The sequence below is a fragment of the Lentilactobacillus parafarraginis DSM 18390 = JCM 14109 genome, from assembly GCF_001435895.1.
Classification (GTDB): Bacteria; Bacillota; Bacilli; order Lactobacillales; family Lactobacillaceae; genus Lentilactobacillus; species Lentilactobacillus parafarraginis.
In genome coordinates this window covers 95,315-114,036 of record NZ_AZFZ01000001.1, presented here as the reverse complement: position 1 = coordinate 114,036, position 18,722 = coordinate 95,315, and the positions used below count along the sequence as shown (strand labels likewise).

14 protein-coding genes, 8 tRNA genes and 1 riboswitch are annotated in these 18,722 nt (G+C 45.7%); of the genes, 20 read left to right on the top strand and 2 right to left on the bottom strand.

Annotated elements, in window-relative coordinates; all coding sequences use genetic code 11:
* Positions 1–124: 124 nt before the first annotated feature.
* From FD47_RS00620 to FD47_RS00610, 3 genes are read left to right on the top strand one after another with little or no spacing between them, the layout of a single operon-like run.
* Entirely contained in the window at positions 125–442 is a 318-nt protein-coding gene (locus FD47_RS00620; protein ID WP_008215173.1) for a PadR family transcriptional regulator, read from the top strand.
* Positions 435–1,073, top strand: coding sequence for a DUF1700 domain-containing protein (locus FD47_RS00615; protein ID WP_056979912.1), 639 nt, complete (start codon positions 435–437; stop codon positions 1,071–1,073). Before FD47_RS00620 ends, FD47_RS00615 begins: the two co-directional genes overlap by 8 nt.
* Entirely contained in the window at positions 1,070–2,011 is a 942-nt protein-coding gene (locus FD47_RS00610; protein WP_056979911.1) for a DUF4097 family beta strand repeat-containing protein, read from the top strand. The genes FD47_RS00615 and FD47_RS00610 overlap by 4 nt, the downstream gene beginning before the upstream one ends.
* A gap of 138 nt (positions 2,012–2,149) precedes the next feature.
* On the opposite strand, the gene FD47_RS00605 is transcribed toward FD47_RS00610, so the two are convergent.
* Complete coding sequence (locus tag FD47_RS00605; protein WP_054732069.1) at positions 2,150–2,527, bottom strand: DUF1634 domain-containing protein; 378 nt, start codon at positions 2,525–2,527, stop codon at positions 2,150–2,152.
* Entirely contained in the window at positions 2,528–3,346 is an 819-nt protein-coding gene (locus FD47_RS00600) for a sulfite exporter TauE/SafE family protein (protein WP_420806358.1), read from the bottom strand.
* Between the two features lie 181 nt (positions 3,347–3,527).
* Here FD47_RS00600 and FD47_RS00595 point away from each other — a divergent pair, with 181 nt between their 5' ends.
* From FD47_RS00595 to rpoB, 17 genes are all read left to right on the top strand, one after another.
* A complete protein-coding gene (locus FD47_RS00595; protein ID WP_054732073.1) occupies positions 3,528–4,217 on the top strand; it encodes a phosphatase PAP2 family protein in 690 nt (229 codons plus the stop codon).
* A gap of 26 nt (positions 4,218–4,243) precedes the next feature.
* Positions 4,244–4,771 (top strand): GNAT family N-acetyltransferase, encoded by a 528-nt coding sequence (locus tag FD47_RS00590; protein ID WP_225352666.1) that lies wholly within the window; start codon positions 4,244–4,246, stop codon positions 4,769–4,771.
* Positions 4,772–4,847: 76 nt separating this feature from the next.
* Positions 4,848–5,024: riboswitch (Lysine riboswitch) on the top strand.
* Between the two features lie 89 nt (positions 5,025–5,113).
* Positions 5,114–6,604 carry an amino acid permease gene (locus tag FD47_RS00585; protein ID WP_056979910.1) on the top strand — a complete coding sequence of 497 codons (1,491 nt, stop codon included), beginning with the start codon at positions 5,114–5,116 and terminating at the stop codon, positions 6,602–6,604.
* Between the two features lie 127 nt (positions 6,605–6,731).
* On the top strand, positions 6,732–7,778 hold the full coding sequence (locus FD47_RS00580) for a tagatose 1,6-diphosphate aldolase (RefSeq protein WP_056979909.1): 1,047 nt from the start codon (positions 6,732–6,734) through the stop codon (positions 7,776–7,778).
* Positions 7,779–7,860: 82 nt separating this feature from the next.
* The gene (locus FD47_RS00575; RefSeq protein ID WP_008215161.1) at positions 7,861–8,499 is read left to right on the top strand and encodes a deoxynucleoside kinase; all 639 of its coding nucleotides are present in this window, start codon (positions 7,861–7,863) and stop codon (positions 8,497–8,499) included.
* Positions 8,500–8,826: 327 nt separating this feature from the next.
* Positions 8,827–10,110 carry a serine--tRNA ligase gene (gene serS / locus FD47_RS00570; RefSeq protein WP_054732075.1) on the top strand — a complete coding sequence of 428 codons (1,284 nt, stop codon included), beginning with the start codon at positions 8,827–8,829 and terminating at the stop codon, positions 10,108–10,110.
* Between the two features lie 550 nt (positions 10,111–10,660).
* Positions 10,661–10,733, top strand: a tRNA-Val gene (locus FD47_RS00565).
* A gap of 2 nt (positions 10,734–10,735) precedes the next feature.
* Positions 10,736–10,808: transfer RNA gene (locus FD47_RS00560), tRNA-Lys, on the top strand.
* A 22-nt stretch (positions 10,809–10,830) separates the two neighbouring features.
* Positions 10,831–10,912: transfer RNA gene (locus tag FD47_RS00555), tRNA-Leu, on the top strand.
* A gap of 21 nt (positions 10,913–10,933) precedes the next feature.
* Positions 10,934–11,007 (top strand) — tRNA-Thr (locus FD47_RS00550).
* A gap of 5 nt (positions 11,008–11,012) precedes the next feature.
* Positions 11,013–11,084, top strand: a tRNA-Gly gene (locus tag FD47_RS00545).
* Between the two features lie 56 nt (positions 11,085–11,140).
* Positions 11,141–11,214 (top strand) — tRNA-Arg (locus tag FD47_RS00540).
* 36 nt (positions 11,215–11,250) lie between these two features.
* A tRNA-Pro gene (locus FD47_RS00535) sits at positions 11,251–11,324 on the top strand.
* A gap of 64 nt (positions 11,325–11,388) precedes the next feature.
* Positions 11,389–11,462: transfer RNA gene (locus tag FD47_RS00530), tRNA-Pro, on the top strand.
* A 426-nt stretch (positions 11,463–11,888) separates the two neighbouring features.
* Positions 11,889–12,356, top strand: a complete 468-nt coding sequence (locus FD47_RS00525; protein WP_040537669.1) for a CtsR family transcriptional regulator — start codon at positions 11,889–11,891, stop codon at positions 12,354–12,356.
* A 15-nt stretch (positions 12,357–12,371) separates the two neighbouring features.
* Positions 12,372–14,864, top strand: coding sequence for an ATP-dependent Clp protease ATP-binding subunit (locus tag FD47_RS00520; RefSeq protein ID WP_056979908.1), 2,493 nt, complete (start codon positions 12,372–12,374; stop codon positions 14,862–14,864).
* A gap of 226 nt (positions 14,865–15,090) precedes the next feature.
* Positions 15,091–18,717, top strand: coding sequence for a DNA-directed RNA polymerase subunit beta (gene rpoB, locus FD47_RS00515; RefSeq protein WP_054732077.1), 3,627 nt, complete (start codon positions 15,091–15,093; stop codon positions 18,715–18,717).
* Positions 18,718–18,722: the final 5 nt, after the last annotated feature.

Sequence of the window (18,722 nt, the reverse complement as noted above, 5' to 3'; positions counted from 1 at the left end):
CATATACGCCTCTAAGCTTAGTAGTTTTTATATTTCAAACATTGTCGTTGACAAGTAATCGGAAGTTCGGTAAGATATTCATGAAATCATATTATATGATATATAGTATTGTAGAGGTGACAATATGGCAATTCAAATGAGTTCCGAACTTTTGGATGGGTGCGTGCTGGGGTTGTTATCCCATGATGATTATTACGGTTATGCCCTGACCCAGAAGATTCAGGAATCGATCACGGTCTCAGAATCCACGATGTATCCGGTTTTGAGGCGGTTGAAAAAGAACGGCTTATTGACGACGTACGATCAGCCCTATCAGGGACGCAATCGCCGGTATTACAAAATTACAGCGGAAGGTAAGCGACAGTTTGACATGATTCAACAGGAATGGCAGGAATTTAAAGACGGGGTTGATAAGATGTTGGGAGATGAGTTGAATGAATGATTACATTGCGGAATTCACGGGGCTGCTAAGCCAATTGGATGCCGAAGAGCGAAGTGAAGTGGTTGATTTCTATACCGAGTATCTACAGGACGGCAACTTTACCGCCTATAACGATTGTGTTCGGGAATTGGGCACGCCACGGCAATTGGCTCGAAAGGTTTTAGCAGATTATTCGATTAAAAATTTACAAGCCGACCAGAGTAGTGACAAACAATCGCGCGCTGCCAAGCCGAAGGACAACGTTAAAACCGTTTGGCTCATTATCCTAGCGGTGTTATCAACGCCGGTCACGATCCCCTTAGCCCTCGGGTTAGCGGGACTATCGGTTGCCATTTTTGCAACAGCCTTTAGCATCCTCGTTGGCCTGATTGCGCTGGCGGTTGGGATCATCTTTGGCGGTCTTGGGAGCCTGGTGGTCGGCATTGGTATTCTGCCATCCGATGCCTGGCTAAGCATGCTTTACATTGGCGTTGGGATGACCGTTGTCGGAATTTTGGTCTTAATGAGTCCGGTATTTTCGGCCGCATTTAACGGGATTATTCGTGGCGTCACAAACTTTTCTCAGTGGGCTTACCACAAGGTAGTGCCCCAAAATCGGGCTGAAAAACATGGAAAGGGGCGGCAAAAATGAGAAAATCAACAATTATCGGGTTGGCACTCACCATCCTCGGCGTTATTTTGACTGCCGTTGCCCTTGGCCATACCGGATTTAAGACAATTGTTTGGGATAACGGCCTGAAGGTAGCTGATGAGCAAACCCAGGGACTGAAGCCGATCACCAAACAGCTCAAATCTTTTGACCAACTGAATTTCCAAACCGAGAGCGGTGTCGTGATTAAAACCGGCAATGTTGACCGGCCAACCGTTTCGTATCCGAAATTTAATCACGTGACGCAATCCGGCAACACCCTCACGATTGACGGCGCGCAACGTCACCGTACCCGCATCATTGGCTTTAGTATCAATAGTTACAATGACGATGGCGGCAAGGTGACGATTACGGTGCCAAGGAAAATGACATTAAAGGGTGTGGATGGTCATACCTATAACGAAGTGACGATGACGGACCTAAGTCTGGATCAATTAAAGTTATCTGGTGATGCTGACGTTGAGATGACTAACGTCAAGGTTCACTCAGCGCTTAATCTAACGAACACCGATGACACGACCTTGAAAAACGTGAGCGCCCCGGGAATTACCCAGAGCAGTGATGGCGGCGACCTGACTTATCAGAATGCTGATTTTTCAAAGGGTGCCAGTCAAATCTCAACCGATGGCGGGGATGTGTCAGTCACTGAAACCAAGTTCAAGGACGCGACAATCAATTCCGATGGTGGCGACGTCAAATTGATCAATAATCACGTGACCAGCTCGGCCACGGTGAATACCGACGGCAGTGATATTGAGGCCGTCATTCCTGACCGCAAGCACGTGCAGATCAGCACCAACGCGGATGGCGGGGACGTGTCCCTGTTTGGCAAGTCTGGTAGTGACTCGTGGCAAATGGGTAAGACCAATGCCGTCCTCTATCGGTTCAGTACAGACAGCGGCGATGTGACGGTCAGGTAGCTGTTTGTGACTGAATAACCGTCTTTTGCCGAAATAGAAGTGGATAAAAAAGGTTAGCCTCCAACATATTCTGGAAGCTAACCTTTTTGGATATTCTGATCTCACGCGTCCAAATTTCAGCAAAATTTTTAAGCGGCGCTAAGCTCTAATCCCCACAATTAAGCAAACCGCTAAAATAATCAGCACGGCGGTGGTAATAATGACATACATTCTGTCGTGTTCTTTGTAGAACGAATAAATTGAGACGACCACTCGCAAAACCGGCGTCAGAATCAAACAAAAGATACCCAGCATCATAATGGCAAACGGTTTGAACTGAATGAGGCCCTGACCAATTTGTGAGAAGTTGGTCGGGTAGGTATCTCCGGGATAACCGCTCTTACCAGTCAGGATCAATAACACAATTCCGACGATCATAATACTGGCTGAGATGATGACGCCAATTCGCAGAATTTTGCCAATCATGACTTCAACATCGGCCATTTCTTCGGAGACGTTTTTAGGTGACTGTTTCATTTATAATCGAATTCCTTTCACAAACATTTCCAGACCAATATAGGCGAGGACGGGAATAAAAATCAGCCGGATAAATCGAGCGGACAAATGCTGCATTAGCCGGGATCCCAGGGTTGCACCGACTAGAATCCCCAGTGCCAAGGGAACGGCAATCTGCGGCTTGATGGAGCCGTTGAAGAAGTAAACCGTGGCACTGGCGGCCGCCGTGACGCCCATCATCAGATTACTGGTTGACGTGGAGGGCTTCAACGGCATTTTCATGATGGTATCCATTGCCGTAACTTTGAAGGCCCCCGAACCGATCCCCAATAAGCCACTGGCAATGCCGGCACCGTACATCATGGCAAAGCCGCCGGGGATGTTTTCGACCTGGTAGTCAATTTGCTTCATGGCAGCCTTATCAAAGTAGGTGCTGTTGAGCTTGAACTTACTTGCCAAAGCGTCCGGATGGGCCCGATTGAGAACCCCTTCGTTTCGCCGTAATTTTCGAATCATGTTGTACGCCGAAAATAATAGCAGCAGGCCAAACAAAATGTAGAGGTACTTGGGATCCAGCACGCCGGTTAAAAGGGCCCCGCTTAAAGCGCCCAACGTGGTCGCAATTTCCAAAAACATGGCAACCCGCAGATTCAAAATTTGGTTCTGCAGGTAAGCGATTGTGGCGCCCGAACTGGTGGCGATCACGGCGATAATGCTGGCTCCAATGGCATACTTGATGTCAACGCCCATGAGCAGTGTCAGAATTGGCGTGAGAATGATCCCACCGCCAAGTCCAAGGACGGCGCCGGCCAGGCCGGCAAAAACCCCAATTGCAATCATGGTAAGGGCATACGTTATCAAAATTAAGTCACTCCTTCGTCTTTCGTTGAGAAACAGATTTAATTATACAACCTGAACTCAAGCCTGAAAAGTTTCTAAAGTTTGAAGGGGGCCAAAAAAACAAATGGTGAATGTGATATACTCAAAATTGAGATTTATTTAGTAGAGAGGATTGTTGAAGATGTTTGGCAACGAAGGTTACATGATGATTGACAGGGATACTAACCGGGCGTTTAAATTGCTGGTTAGCGTTATTATTACCCTGCTGTTATCAATATCGGTCGCGTTTAATTTTGATTACCTGCAATTTTTAGATTCGGTGTTCACAACCGCAATTCAAGGGAACACGCCCAGTCAGGGCCTTGAGAGCTTCTATTCGGCAATCTCATTTTTTGCCAGTCCTAAAATGGATATTTTGTGGGCGTTTATCATTGCCTTCTTTCTATGGGGATTCAAGTATAAGGTTCCCGCGTTATGGGCACTGTTCACGCTTGCGGGCGGGGACGTCATTGGCTTTGTCGTCAAGGATCTGGTGAAACGCCACCGACCGCCGCTTCATTTGGGTGTCGATAACGGTTATAGTTATCCAAGCGGCCACGTCCTGGGGTTCTTTTTGGTCATGGCGGTACTATGGATCGCGGTTATCCCGTTGATTCGCTTTGCGGCGGTTCGCTACCTTCTGCGGACGTTGATGATTATTGGTCTGGCAGTGGTGATGATTTCCCGGGTCTATCTAAACGCGCATTACCCAACCGATACGGTCGGGGCTGGTCTGGTGGCATACAGTTGGTTATTAATTTCTGAGATGCTGTACGTCAAGTTTGCTCCCCAGATTGCCCGGTATCGATTCGTGGTAAACACCAAGGTATAAGCTGGCGATGAATGAGGATAATTTGTTTGAATGAGAGGGTTGGAAACTTGATGATTGTGACTGATCGGCTGGCAATTCGCCGGCTTTTGCCAACGGATTTTCAACAGTACGCCGAATTAACGGCCTTCCCTGAGGTCGCTGATGGGGCGGGGTTTAACTTCATCAGTAACCCCCAAATGATTAAAAGCGCGCTTGTCCGCCAACTGAAGAATAAGGGAACCTACGGGGTGTTTGAAGATCAGCAGTTAATTGGCGCTGTTTTATTGTTTGAACGGATTGGTGCGTCTGGCCGCCCGGACCCTGAGGATTTGGAAGTCAGTTACTTTTTACGACCTGATCGCTGGCAAATGGGCTATATGACTGAGGCTTTAAAGACTATCGTTGCCGGGGTAAAAGCCCGCCATCAGGTACGGTCACTTTACGCTGAGGTGCTGGTTACCAACGCACGATCGGTTGCTTTGTTAGAGCGGTTAGACTTTGAGCTGGTCACCAAGCTGCGCGACCCAATTCTTGGAAGCGATAAGTTAATTTACGAGCGCAAACTCCGGGCGTGAACGCCGGCGGTTGTCAGAATTGTCAATATGCGTTACAATTCGGAGTGTTAAAATTCAATAGTTAGACTAATCAATGTATTCGAGTAGAGGCGCATTTATCAAGAGTCGATTTCACGAGTTTGAAAAGAAACGGTGACTGAAATCAAAAGGGATGAATGCCGAAATGAGCGGCCACTTTTATGACTGTGAGTTGGGGCTTAACCTAATAAGTTAAGAACTGTCGCGACAATTGCCGCGGAGCGCTATAAGATGTTGAAAAACACTTGCCGTCTCTTTCAATATATTTTGAAAGGGATTTTTTTGTGGTCTGATGAATCTAAAATTAGGAGACGAGGTTAAATTATGGATGGAAATGAGAATGGCGAAAGCACCGGTCAAGTGAAGCGGGGATTAAAGTCCCGTCACGTTTCAATGATCGCCCTTGGCGGTAGTATTGGAACCGGGCTGTTCGTTGCCAGCGGTTCCACAATTAGCCAGGCTGGACCAATGGGCGCCTTAACGGCGTACTTTTTCATGGGACTGATGGTTTACTTTTTAATGACCAGCCTGGGTGAAATGGCCACGAACATGCCAATTTCAGGCTCGTTTGCGGCGTATTCATCAAAGTACGTTGATCCGGCCCTGGGATTTGCGATGGGCTGGAACTACTGGTTTAACTGGGCAATTACGGTTGCCGTTGATATTAGTACCGCGGCGTTGGTCATGCGGTTTTGGCTGCCCAACGTTCCGGAATGGATCTGGAGTTCAATCGCCCTGGTTCTGATTTTTATTATCAACGCGCTGTCAGTCCGGGCATTTGGCGAAACCGAGTTCTGGATGTCTTTGATTAAGGTTGTCACAATTGTGATTTTTCTGGCCGTTGGCTGCTTAACAATTTTCGGAATCATGGGCGGTCACTTTATTGGGATGCGTAACTTTACGATTAAGCAGGCACCGTTTGTTGGCGGATTTCCAGCAATCTTATCCGTATTCGTGGTTGCCGGATTCTCGTTTCAGGGAACCGAGCTGGTCGGCATTACCGCTGGTGAATCTCAAGACCCCCAGCACAGCGTTCCCAAGGCGATTAACGAAGTCTTTTGGCGAATCATTTTATTCTATATCTTAACGATTTTTGTCATTGGTGCCATTATTCCTTACACGAACCACGCCTTACTCGGGTCAAGTACCACCGACATTGCCATCAGTCCGTTCACGCTGGTATTTCAACGCGCCGGATTAGCTGCGGCGGCCAGCGTCATGAACGCGGTTATTCTATCGTCAGTGATTTCGTCCGCCAATTCGGGGATGTACGCCTCGACGCGGATGCTTTACTCACTGTCTAACAGCGGGTATGCACCCAAGAAGCTGGGGCAAACTGCCAGCAACGGGATTCCGTATTATTCACTGTTAGTGACGACGGTTGTGTCGCTGTTAACGTTTATTTCCAGTATTGCCGGGCCGCAGTTGTATATGTGGCTGGTGGCGGCATCTGGATTGACCGGGTTTATCGCCTGGTTTGGGATCGCAATTTCTCATTATCGGTTCCGGCGGGCGTTCGTCAAACAAGGCCATTCACTGAGCGAACTGAAGTATCATGCTAAATTGTTTCCGTTTGGGCCGCTTCTGTGTTTGATTCTTTGTATTTTGGTGATCGTCGGCCAAAATCCGACGGCCTTCCTGCACTTTGACTGGAAGCAAATTCTGGTCACGTATATTAGTGTGCCGTTGGTACTGGTCCTGTACTTTGGCTATAAGTGGAAAAATCATACGAAAATCATTCCACTTGAAAAGGTCGACGTTTCCCCGTCGCGCGAAGAGGAAGACCTTTCAAAATTAAATGATCAACAGTCGTAATACCGGTAATTGGCCTATCCAAATTTGGGGTGGGCCAATTATTTTTGTTGTACATATAAGTGGTCGTATCGTATAATGAACCAATAGAACCAACAAATTGGTATATTAAAAATATGAGGTGTTGGATATGGCAAAAAAGTTCCTTTCAAAGGGAAAGTATGACAGAATGTTGAAATTGACCAATAATGACGCAATCATCGATGCGTTGGCGTTAGACCAGCGTGGATCGCTTGTTAAGATGATGAAAAAGGCTTCCGAAAAATACGGGAAGCTTTTCAGCATGAAAATGGTCTATGATTTTAAGCAAACCGTTTCAGAAGTCTTGAGTCCGTTGAGCTCAGCTATTTTATTGGATGAGCAAATGGGCTTTAAAGGCATTGAGGCCAAGTCTGCCGACACTGGTTTGATTATGTCATACGAAAAGACGGGGTATGATGCGAACGAACCTGGCCGGCTGCCAAGTTTGATTCCCGATCAATCTGCCCAGATTATGGTAACGAAGGGCGCTGACGCCTTGAAAGTGTTAATTTACTATAACCCGGATGATCCCGATGAGATCAACGACCAAAAGAAAGCCTTCGCTGAACGTTACGGAACTGAAGGACTGGCTGCCGAGACGCCGACCTTTTTTGAAATTGTGACTTACGACGATCGCTATGATTCAAAATCACTTGAGTTTGCCAAGGAGAAGCCGGACTTTGTTCTTCGGGCAATGAAAGAATTTACCCAGGATAAATACCACATTGACGTTCTCAAAATGGAAGTGCCATTTAATCCAACCTACATTGATGGCTGGGATAGTAGCGTTGATGAGTCGGCCTATACTGAAGACCAGGCCAAGGGATATCTCAAACAGCTAAGCGATGAAGCAACCCGACCGTTTATCTTCCTGAGTGCTGGGGTGCCAACCGATGTTTTCCAACACGAATTAAAACTTGCCGGGGCTGCTGGGGCCAAGTTTAACGGCGTATTGAGTGGCCGGGCAACTTGGATTGAAGGCGTTGACCTATTTGTTCGTGATGGTCGCGATGGGCTGGTTGATTGGCTTCAGCATAAGGGAACCCGTAACGTCACCGAATTAACGAAAATTTTGGCCGAGAACGCCACCCCGTGGTACGAAGCATATGGTGGTTTAGACAATATTCAGGTGGTTGACGTATCGAATTTGAATTAGTGAGCTACTAGATGTTGCACCTGACGTTTTAAACTAGTACAATATGTTGTACTGTTATTAAAACGAATAAGGGGATTATCGAATGCTCGTGTTAGCTGGAACAATTGGCGCCGGAAAAACGTCATTAACGCAAATGCTCTCAACCCATTTGGGAACACCTGCCTACTATGAATCGGTTGACAATAACCGAATTCTGCCGCTGTTTTATCAGGATCCGAAGAAATATGCTTTTTTGCTGCAAATTGATTTCTTGAATCGGCGAATGGCGGATATCAAGAAGGCATGGCGTAACGAACAAAGCGTCCTGGATCGCTCAATTTTTGAAGATTCATTGTTGTTTCATTTGAATGCCGATCTTGGCAGAGCGACCGAAACCGAGGTTGCCATTTATGATTCGCTGTTGCAGAACATGATGCAGGAATTGCCATCGACTCCCCATAGTAAGAACCCGGATTTGTTAATTCACATTGATATTTCGTTTGACACGATGTTGGCGCGGATTAAGAAGCGGGGGCGGCCATTCGAACAGATTGCCAACGATCCAAGCCTGTATCAGTATTACAAAGATCTTAATCAGCGCTATCAAACGTGGTATCAAAATTATGACAAGTCAGCTAAAATCCAGATTAACGGTGACAAGTACGATTTCGTTGAAAAAGATCGCGATAAGCACGCTGTCTTTGACTTGATTGATCAAAAAATCAGCCAGTTGGCGATTTAGGCGCTTGTGGTTTGAGATTGGATTGGGTATAATCGATTTAGATTAAAACGTTTTGTGCCTATTCAGTAGATTTCAGAGAGACAGTGGTCGGTGTGAACTGTTATCGAATATTCCAGCACATGGAAGCGGGCGGGTAATGCCGCACGGTGTATGCCGTTATCATACTTTGAGAGCTCGGCATTTGTCGAGAACTTGGGTGGTACCGCGAAAAGGATCCTTCGTCCCAGTGATGAAGGGTCCTTTTTTATGCACAAAATGTTGCCAATTGGAAAATGATGGGTTCAACCATCTAAAACGACTGGCAAGTTATCTAAGGAGGATTTTCACATGCTTGATATTAAAAAAATTCGTAAGGATCCTGATTTTACCAAGGAAAAGTTAGCCACTCGGGGGATTAAGCCCGAGACAATTGACGAGCTGCTTTCATACGACGCCAAACGCCGGGATTTAATCGTTAAATCAGAATCACTTAAGGCCCAACGGAATGACGTTTCTGACCAAATTTCTCAGTTAAAACGTCAGAAGCAGGATGCTACTGAGGCCATTAACCAAATGAAAACGGTTGGCCAAACCATCAAGGATCTGGATGATCAATTACGCCAGATAGAAGAGGATGAGACCAACTTGGCTGCCCACCTGCCGAATATTCCGGCCGATGGGGTGCCGGTTTCCCTGACTGAAGAAGGGGCCGTGGAATTACGCAAGGTTGGCAACATTCCGTCATTTGATTTTGAACCCAAACATCACTGGGACATTGGCGAACAACTCGGGATCCTGGATTTCGAGCGGGCCGCAAAGGTTTCCGGCAGCCGGTTTGTGTACTATATTGGCGACGGCGCCTTGCTGGAACGGGCGGTTTACAATTTCTATCTTGACCAAAATACCGCCGCTGGTTACCAAGAAGTCATCCCACCATACATGGTTAATAATGATTCAATGTATGGCACCGGCCAATTTCCAAAGTTCTTGGAAACAAAGGCTGGTTACGAAATTTCCGGGACGGATTTAACAATGATTCCAACCGCTGAAGTGCCGCTGGTCAATTACTATCGTAATGAAGTCATTCCAGAAGATAAGCTGCCGGTCTCATTTACGGCACTTTCACCGGCCTTCAGATCAGAAGCTGGTAGTGCCGGCCGGGACACCAAGGGATTAATTCGCCTGCACCAGTTTAACAAGGTTGAGATGGTGAAGTTTACCAAGCCGGAAGATTCTTGGGATGCCCTGGAACAAATTACCCATCAGGCTGAGGAAAACCTGCAGAAGTTGGGGCTGCCATACCACGTTATCACGCTGACAACCAGCGATATGAGCTTCACGGCAGCAATGACCCACGACTTGGAAGTTTGGTTCCCGGCTCAGGACAAGTATCGGGAGATTTCAAGCTGCTCAAACACCACTGATTTCCAAGCTCGCCGGGCTCACATTCAATATCGGGACGCGGATGGTAAACTTCACTTTGTTCACACGTTGAACGGGTCTGGATTGGCAGTTGGGCGAACGGTTGCCGCTATTTTGGAAAATTATCAGAATGCTGACGGTTCGGTCACGATTCCAGAAGCATTACGGCCGTACATGCATGGCAAAACCAAAATCGAAAAAAACAACTAATTTAATTGCAGAATTTCAGCCCTAGTATTCGTATCTATAACTGTAACCTGCTGCGATCGCACTGGTGACCCGGCAGGTTACATGGATACTGGTTGTGAAGAGACGTTTATTTATTTCGGGATTTTAGGAGAATCCGATTTAAAATTGCGTATCTATATAATGTAGCCACGAGCGATGGTCACCCGCCATCCTTGTTGGTTGCATGTGCAGGATGCTTGAGATCGCCCTCTCGAGGTATTCTTTGTACTCATTCCCCCAAAAATGCTTCAGTAGCCGGCAGAGGAGCTGTCGATAGTGAAGCGATGTGTCGAGATGGCTTGCCCGCCGTCTCGGCACTTTTTTTGACTAAATTAAAAATTGTGCTGGTAATGAGCCGCAAATTACGATATAATATTTCTTGTCGGAAAATGCTAAAGGCTTTCGATATCAGTCATGGACAGCGATTTAAATTTAAAAATTCTTCTTGACTTCGATTGAGTAGGAATGGTAAAATTTAATAGTTGTCTTGATGATGTGTCTACCAACAACACATTGATTCATATAGTTTCATGGAGGATTAGCTCAGCTGGGAGAGCATCTGCCTTACAAGCAGGAGGTCACAGGTTCGATCCCTGTATCCTCCATTGAGCCGTTAGCTCAGTTGGTAGAGCATCTGACTTTTAATCAGAGGGTCGGCAGTTCGAGACTGCCACGGCTCATTGCCAGTTTTTATTTAACAATGCGGGCGTGGCGGAACTGGCAGACGCGCTAGATTTAGGTTCTAGTGTCTTATGACGTGGGGGTTCGAATCCCTTCGCCCGCATAGAACCATTAATATTATATTGCCGACTTAGCTCAGTTGGTTAGAGCGCTTCACTAGTAATGAAGAGGTCGGGCGTTCGAATCGTCTAGTCGGCACTTTTGCGGAAGTAGTTCAGTGGTAGAACATCACCTTGCCATGGTGGGGGTCGCGGGTTCGAATCCCGTCTTCCGCTTCCTCATTGTCAGTGTACTGATAATCGAGATGCGTAACTAATTTAATAAATATTATGCACCCATAGCGCAACTGGATAGAGTGTCTGACTACGAATCAGAAGGTTGTAGGTTCGACTCCTACTGGGTGCATTTTTTATTGCCATTGGTTATGCAATTTGGTAATATCGGGAAGTAGCTCAGCTTGGTAGAGCACCTGGTTTGGGACCAGGGGGTCGCAGGTTCGAATCCTGTCTTCCCGATTTTTTTGTCTCAACGCATCAATTTGTGATATATTGAGACTGTGAATTAAATACTAGTGATTATCGGGAAGTAGCTCAGCTTGGTAGAGCACTACGTTCGGGACGTAGGGGTCGCAAGTTCAAATCTTGTTTTCCCGATTTTTTTTGCCTTAAAATTGACTTGTGAGATCAAAATAACCGATTACTTTCATTAATAATAATTAAAATTCAAACTACTTCGATTCATTTTTGGTGGTGCGGAGGCTTCCAGCTGGGGTGGGCTGGGGCCTTTTTTGCTTTTTGACGAGAGGACTTGGTTGGTCTTTTGTTGCCGGGTGTCATTTATTATAGTAGAAATGTGCTCCAGAGCCCACGCTGGAGGCGTTGGCGAGTCCCTTTAGGGCGACGCCCCCGATACTAACGTGTAAGCACTAACCAGCCAGAACCCAAATCCGGGGTTCCGCTGGTTAGCGGTTACACACCGGGACACCCGTTGCGCTTCGCACTCTCGAAACCTTTTCTTTGCATTTTCCCTGGTTCTTCGTATAATTAAAGTCAATATTAGTCAAAGAATTGGGTGATAATATGGCCGACGAAAATATTTCTGATTTAATTGAACATTATTTGAAGGAAATACTCGCCGATAACGAACAAGTGAAAATTCGCCGATCGGAAATTGCTGGATTATTTGACGTTGTCCCGTCGCAAATTAACTACGTCATCAATACACGATTTACCATTCAAAATGGGTACATCGTTGAGAGCAAACGTGGTGGCGGCGGGTACATTAGAATAGAAAAGGTTCATTTATTAGATGATATCGATGTGTTGAATTCTCTGATTGCCGCAATTGGCAATAAATTATCGAAAAGAGATAGTGAAACCATCGTCCAAACGTTATATAATAATGAATTAATTAATCGTCGTGAGGTGAGCATTATCTTAGCGGCAATTGATAAGGATGCAATTGACCTTAACAATAGTGATTTAACTGATATTATGAGGGCAAATATCATGATATCAATTTTGAATCGTTTGCGTTATGAACGATAGGAAGTGAGGGTATATATGAATAATTTATTTACTCCGAGTGCTAAGAATGTTTTGACCATTGCTCAAGAACAAGCTAAGAAATTTAAGCACCAAGCTATTGGAACTGAGCACCTGTTACTTGGTCTGTTGATCGAGACAAATGGGATTGCGTACAAGTCGCTTCAGCAGTTTTCAATCACGGCTGAGGACATTACCGAAGAAGTCGAGCGCTTTGCCGGTTATGGCAACTTAAAGGATCTTAGCAGCAACGATTATTTACCATACTCTCCAAAAGCCAAGGAAGTTTTGGCTCAGGCTGGTGAATTTGCTAAGAAAAATGGCGTTCCCAAAGTAGGAACTGAACACATTCTCTTATCATTATTAACTGACGAAACGATCCTTTCTTCGAGAATCTTAATTAACCTAGGCCTTGATTTATCACAAATTCGTAAAGTCACTTTAAGAAAAATGGGAATCAGTGGTGGTTCTATGGCTTCAAATATGTCATCTAAACGGGGCGCTCGTCAGCCTAAGCAAAAGGACAGCAAGACCCCGACAATTGATTCACTTGCCCGTGATTTGACGGAAATGGCTCGTGAGAATCGTCTGGATCCAACCATTGGTCGTGATCTGGAAGTTAAACGGGTTGTTCAAATTTTGGCACGACGAACGAAAAACAATCCAGTGTTGATTGGTGAACCTGGGGTTGGTAAGACAGCAATCGCTGAAGGTCTTGCTGAACGCATTGTGAATGGCGACGTTCCTGGCGATATGGTTCATAAGCGATTGATGATGCTTGATATGGGCTCATTAGTTGCTGGTACAAAGTACCGTGGTGAGTTTGAAGACCGTTTGAAGAAGGTCATTGAAGAAATTTACCAAGACGGCAACATCATTCTCTTCATCGATGAGCTGCATACGCTGATTGGTGCTGGTGGGGCTGAAGGGGCCATTGATGCCTCTAACATTTTAAAGCCAGCCCTTGCTCGTGGTGAGCTGCAACTGATTGGGGCAACCACTTTGGATGAATACCAAAAGTACATTGAATCCGATGCTCCTTTGGAACGACGGTTTGCTAAGGTGATGGTTGATGAACCAACCACCGATGAAACCGTTCAGATTCTGAAAGGGTTGCGGCCAAAGTACGAACAACATCATCACGTTGAAATTACCGATGAGGCAATTGACGCAGCGGTTCGGCTTTCCAGCCGTTATATCAGTGACCGATTCCTGCCCGATAAGGCAATTGATTTGATGGATGAGGCCGCTGCAAAGGTTCGAATTGATCACCTGCAAAGTTCCAATGTGGTTGACAGTCACAAGAAATTGTCTGATTTACTGGAAGAGTTGAATGACGCATTAGCAGCCCAGGATTACGAAAAGGCTTCTAAGCTTCGTAAACAAGCTAACAAGCTGCAGGATGAACTGGCTAAGGAAAACGAAGCGCCTGAAGAAGACGAGGACGCCCACTATCCTGTTAAGGAAACTGCTCAGGATATTGCGGAAATTGTTGGTGAGTGGACTGGGATTCCAGTAACCCGTTTGAGCAGTACTGAAGCTGATCGGTTAGTTAACTTGGAAAAGGTGCTTCACCAACGGGTTGTTGGTCAAGAGGAAGCAATCTCAGCAGTTTCACGATCGATTCGCCGGGCTCGAAGCGGCCTGAAGGATCCGAACCGGCCAATTGGTTCATTCATGTTCCTTGGACCTACCGGGGTTGGGAAAACCGAATTAGCAAAAGCCGTTGCTGAAGCGGTCTTTGGTTCCGAAGACGATATGATTCGGGTTGATATGAGTGAATACATGGAGAAGTACTCTACCAGCCGGTTGATTGGATCAGCTCCTGGCTACGTGGGTTACGATGAAGGTGGCCAATTAACTGAAAAGGTTCGTCAAAAGCCATACTCCGTGGTTCTCTTTGATGAAGTTGAAAAGGCTCATCCAGATGTCTTTAATTTGTTGCTTCAAGTCTTGGATGATGGCTACTTGACTGACTCCAAGGGACGCAAGATTGATTTTCGGAACACGGTAATCATCATGACTTCTAACTTGGGGGCCACGACGCTTCGTGATAAGAAGACGGTTGGCTTCGGTCAGGAAACTGCCAAGGAAGACTACGCTGCGATGAAGGACACCATTAACGCCGCCCTTAAGCAACGGTTCCGGCCAGAATTCTTGAACCGAATTGATGAAGTGGTTGTCTTCCACTCATTGACCAAGGCAGAACTTGATCAGATTGTGAAGTTGATGACTAAACCAGTTATCAAGCGGATTCATGACCAGGGGATCGACATTAAGGTTACTAAGACGGCCATTGGCATTATTTCCAAGGTTGGCTTTGATCCTCAATATGGTGCCCGTCCAATTCGCCGCGCAATTCAAACCGAGCTCGAAGATAATTTGAGTGCCAAGCTGTTGTCTAAAGAAATCGTTCCTGGCGATTCGGTAACCGTTGGCGGTCGTAACGACCAGATTACCATTTCCGTTAAGAAACCTAATCGGCAGACACTGGTGAACAATAAAAAGTAAATAAACGGATTCACGAGACTTTTGTTTGACAAGTAGTTGAATAGTTGGTATAGTCTTAGTTGTATTTGTTGTGAATCGAAATGGTTAATGCGATCTATTGTCCGGATTAACCTGCATAAAAACCAAAAGCAAGTCAGGCTTGTTTTTGGATTTTTTTTGCCAAAAATCAGGTAAAAAGGGCAATTGTAATCAAAATGTAACATTTTGATTCCGGAATTTTGGAGAGGTGAAAAACTTGGCAGGACACTTAGTTAAATATGGAAAACACCGTACCCGACGAAGTTACGCACGAATTAAAGAAGTGCTCGATCTCCCAAACCTTATTGAAATCCAGACTAATTCTTACAACTGGTTTTTAAAAGAGGGACTTCGCGAAACCTTTGATGGCATCATGCCCATTGATGATTTCCAGGGAAAGCTTTCATTAGAGTTTGTTGATTATCAGCTATTAGAACCAAAGTACACCGTTGACGAAGCACGTGAACATGAAGCCAATTATTCTGCACCACTTCATATCACATTGAAATTAACCAATCACGAGACTGGTGAAATCAAGAGCCAAGATGTCTTCTTTGGTGACTTCCCATTAATGACCGATCAAGGAACATTTATCATTAATGGTGCCGAACGAGTTATTGTTTCACAATTGGTTCGTTCTCCCGGCGTCTATTACCACCAGGATACTGATAAGAATGGTCGGGTTTCTTACGGCACCACGGTTATCCCTAACAGAGGTGCCTGGCTTGAATTTGAAACTGATTCCAAAAATATTTCATATGTTCGAATTGACCGGACTCGTAAAATTCCTTTGACTGAATTGATCAGAGCGCTCGGCTTTGGCAACGATTCAGAAATCACCGATATTTTGGGCGATAGCGAGAGCCTGGGATTGACGCTGGAAAAGGATGTTCATAAGGATACTGACGATTCTCGAGTTGAAGAGTCGTTGAAGGATATTTATGAACGGTTGCGGCCAGGTGAACCAAAGACCGCTGATTCATCACGGAGTTTGTTAACTGCACGTTTCTTCGATCCAAAGCGTTATGATATGGCGCCAGTTGGCCGTTACAAGACCAACAAGAAGCTGAGCCTGAAGAACCGTCTTTTGGGCCTGACTTTGGCAGAAACGCTTGCTGATCCGGACACCGGTGAAGTCATTGTTCAAAAGGACACTGTCATCACCAAAGACGTGATGAAGAAGTTGGCCCCATATCTTGATAACAACGAGTTTAAAGCCTACACGTTCACGCCTTCTGATGAAGCCGTTGTAACCAAGCCAATGACCGTTCAGATTATCAAGGTTTATTCCGTCAATGATCCGGAACGTGTCGTTCCAATTATTGGTAATGACAACATTCCGCTTGAATTTAAACACATTACCCCAGCTGATATCATTGCGTCGATGAACTACTTCTTTAACCTACAAGAAGGCATCGGGACAATCGATGATATTGATCACTTGGGTAACCGCCGGATTCGTTCAGTTGGTGAGTTGCTCCAGAACCAATTCCGAATTGGTTTATCACGGATGGAACGGGTTGTTCGTGAAAGAATGTCAATTCAAGACACTTCGACCGTCACCCCGCAACAGTTGATTAACATTCGGCCAGTGGTTGCTTCTATTAAGGAATTCTTTGGGTCATCACAATTGTCACAATTCATGGACCAGACTAATCCGCTTGGTGAATTAACCCATAAGCGCCGTTTGTCAGCTCTTGGACCTGGTGGTTTGACTCGTGACCGTGCCGGATATGAAGTCCGGGATGTTCACTACACCCACTATGGTCGGATGTGTCCAATTGAAACGCCTGAAGGCCCTAACATTGGTTTGATTAACAGTTTGTCAAGCTATGCCCGGGTTAACAAGTATGGCTTTATCGAAACACCATACCGCCGGGTTGACTGGACGACGCATAAAGTAACTGATAGAATCGATTACTTGACTGCCGACGAAGAAGATAACTTTGTTATTGCGCAGGCCAACTCACCTTTAAATGATGACGGCTCATTCGTTAATAACGTGGTTATGGCTCGTCACAAGTCAAACAATATCGAAATCAGTATCGATAAAGTCGATTACATGGACGTTTCACCGAAGCAAGTTGTCGCTGTTGCGACGGCATGTATTCCTTTCTTGGAAAACGATGATTCAAACCGGGCGTTGATGGGTGCCAACATGCAGCGGCAGGCGGTTCCTTTGATTGATCCGCATGCCCCACTAGTTGGAACTGGTATCGAATACAAGGCTGCTCATGATTCCGGAGTTGCACTTATTTGCAAGTTCCCTGGAAAAGTGGAATACGTCGATGCTCGTGAAATCCGGATTCGTCGTGAAGACGGCACGCTGGATAAGTATAAATTAATGAAATTCCGTCGTTCAAACGGCGGTAAGAACTATAACCAACGGCCAATCGTCCGCGTTGGTGACCAAGTCGATGCTGACGAAGTGTTGGCTGATGGGCCATCAATGGAAGGCGGCGAATTAGCACTGGGGCAAAACCCAATCGTTGCCTTTATGACTTGGCAAGGTTATAACTTCGAAGATGCCATCGCCATTAGCGAACGACTTGTTAAGGACGATGTCTACACGTCAATTCATATTGAAGAGTACGAATCTGAAACTCGGGACACCAAATTAGGACCTGAGGAAATGACCCGTGAAATTCCTAACGTTGGTGAAGATGCCCTTAAGAACCTTGACGAATCCGGAACTATTCGGATCGGTGCCGAAGTTCATGATGGCGACATCTTAGTTGGTAAGGTAACCCCTAAAGGAGTTACTGAGTTGTCAGCTGAGGAACGGTTGCTTCACGCCATCTTTGGTGAAAAATCACGTGAAGTGCGTGATACTTCATTGAGAGTTCCTCATGGCGGCGGCGGTATTATTCAAGACGTTAAGGTCTTCACCCGTGAAAACGGTGATGAATTATCACCTGGCGTTAACAAGATGGTCCGGGTTTACATCGCCCAGAAGCGTAAGATTCAAGTGGGTGATAAGATGTCCGGCCGTCATGGTAACAAAGGGACCGTTTCCGTTGTGATTCCTGAAGAAGATATGCCATTCTTGCCAGATGGAACCCCAGTTGACATTATGTTGAGCCCAATGGGTGTGCCATCACGAATGAACATTGGTCAAGTTTTGGAACTTCATTTAGGAATGGCCGCACGGAAATTAGGGATCCACGTTGCAACACCTGTTTTTGATGGGGCAACCGATAAGGATATCTGGAGCGCTGTTAAGGAAGCCGGCATGCCAAAGGATGGTAAATACATTCTTTATGACGGCCGGACCGGCGAACCATTTGATAAGCCGATTGCCGTTGGGGTTATGCATTATCTGAAGTTGGCCCACATGGTTGACGATAAGATTCATGCCCGTTCAATTGGACCTTACTCATTGGTTACGCAACAACCACTTGGTGGGAAAGCCCAGTTTGGTGGTCAGCGTTTTGGTGAAATGGAAGTTTGGGCACTTGAAGCTTATGGTGCCGCTTATACCCTGCAAGAAATCTTGACTTATAAGTCAGATGACGTCGTTGGTCGAGTTAAGACCTACGAAGCGATTGTAAAGGGCGAGCCAATTCCTAAGCCAGGAGTTCCAGAATCATTCCGAGTTCTTGTTAAGGAATTACAATCACTCGGACTTGATATGAAGGTCCTTGATAACAGCCATAAAGAAATTGAACTTAGAGATTTAGACGATGACGACGATGTTGTTAACGTTGACGCTTTAAGCAAAATGAATGACAAGAAGGATCAAAAGACTTCTGCAACGACTGAAGCGGCTTCTGACAAGAAGGAAGTTGCCGATCAGCCAACTAAGTCAACCAATGTTAATAATAGTAATGACTAATCATG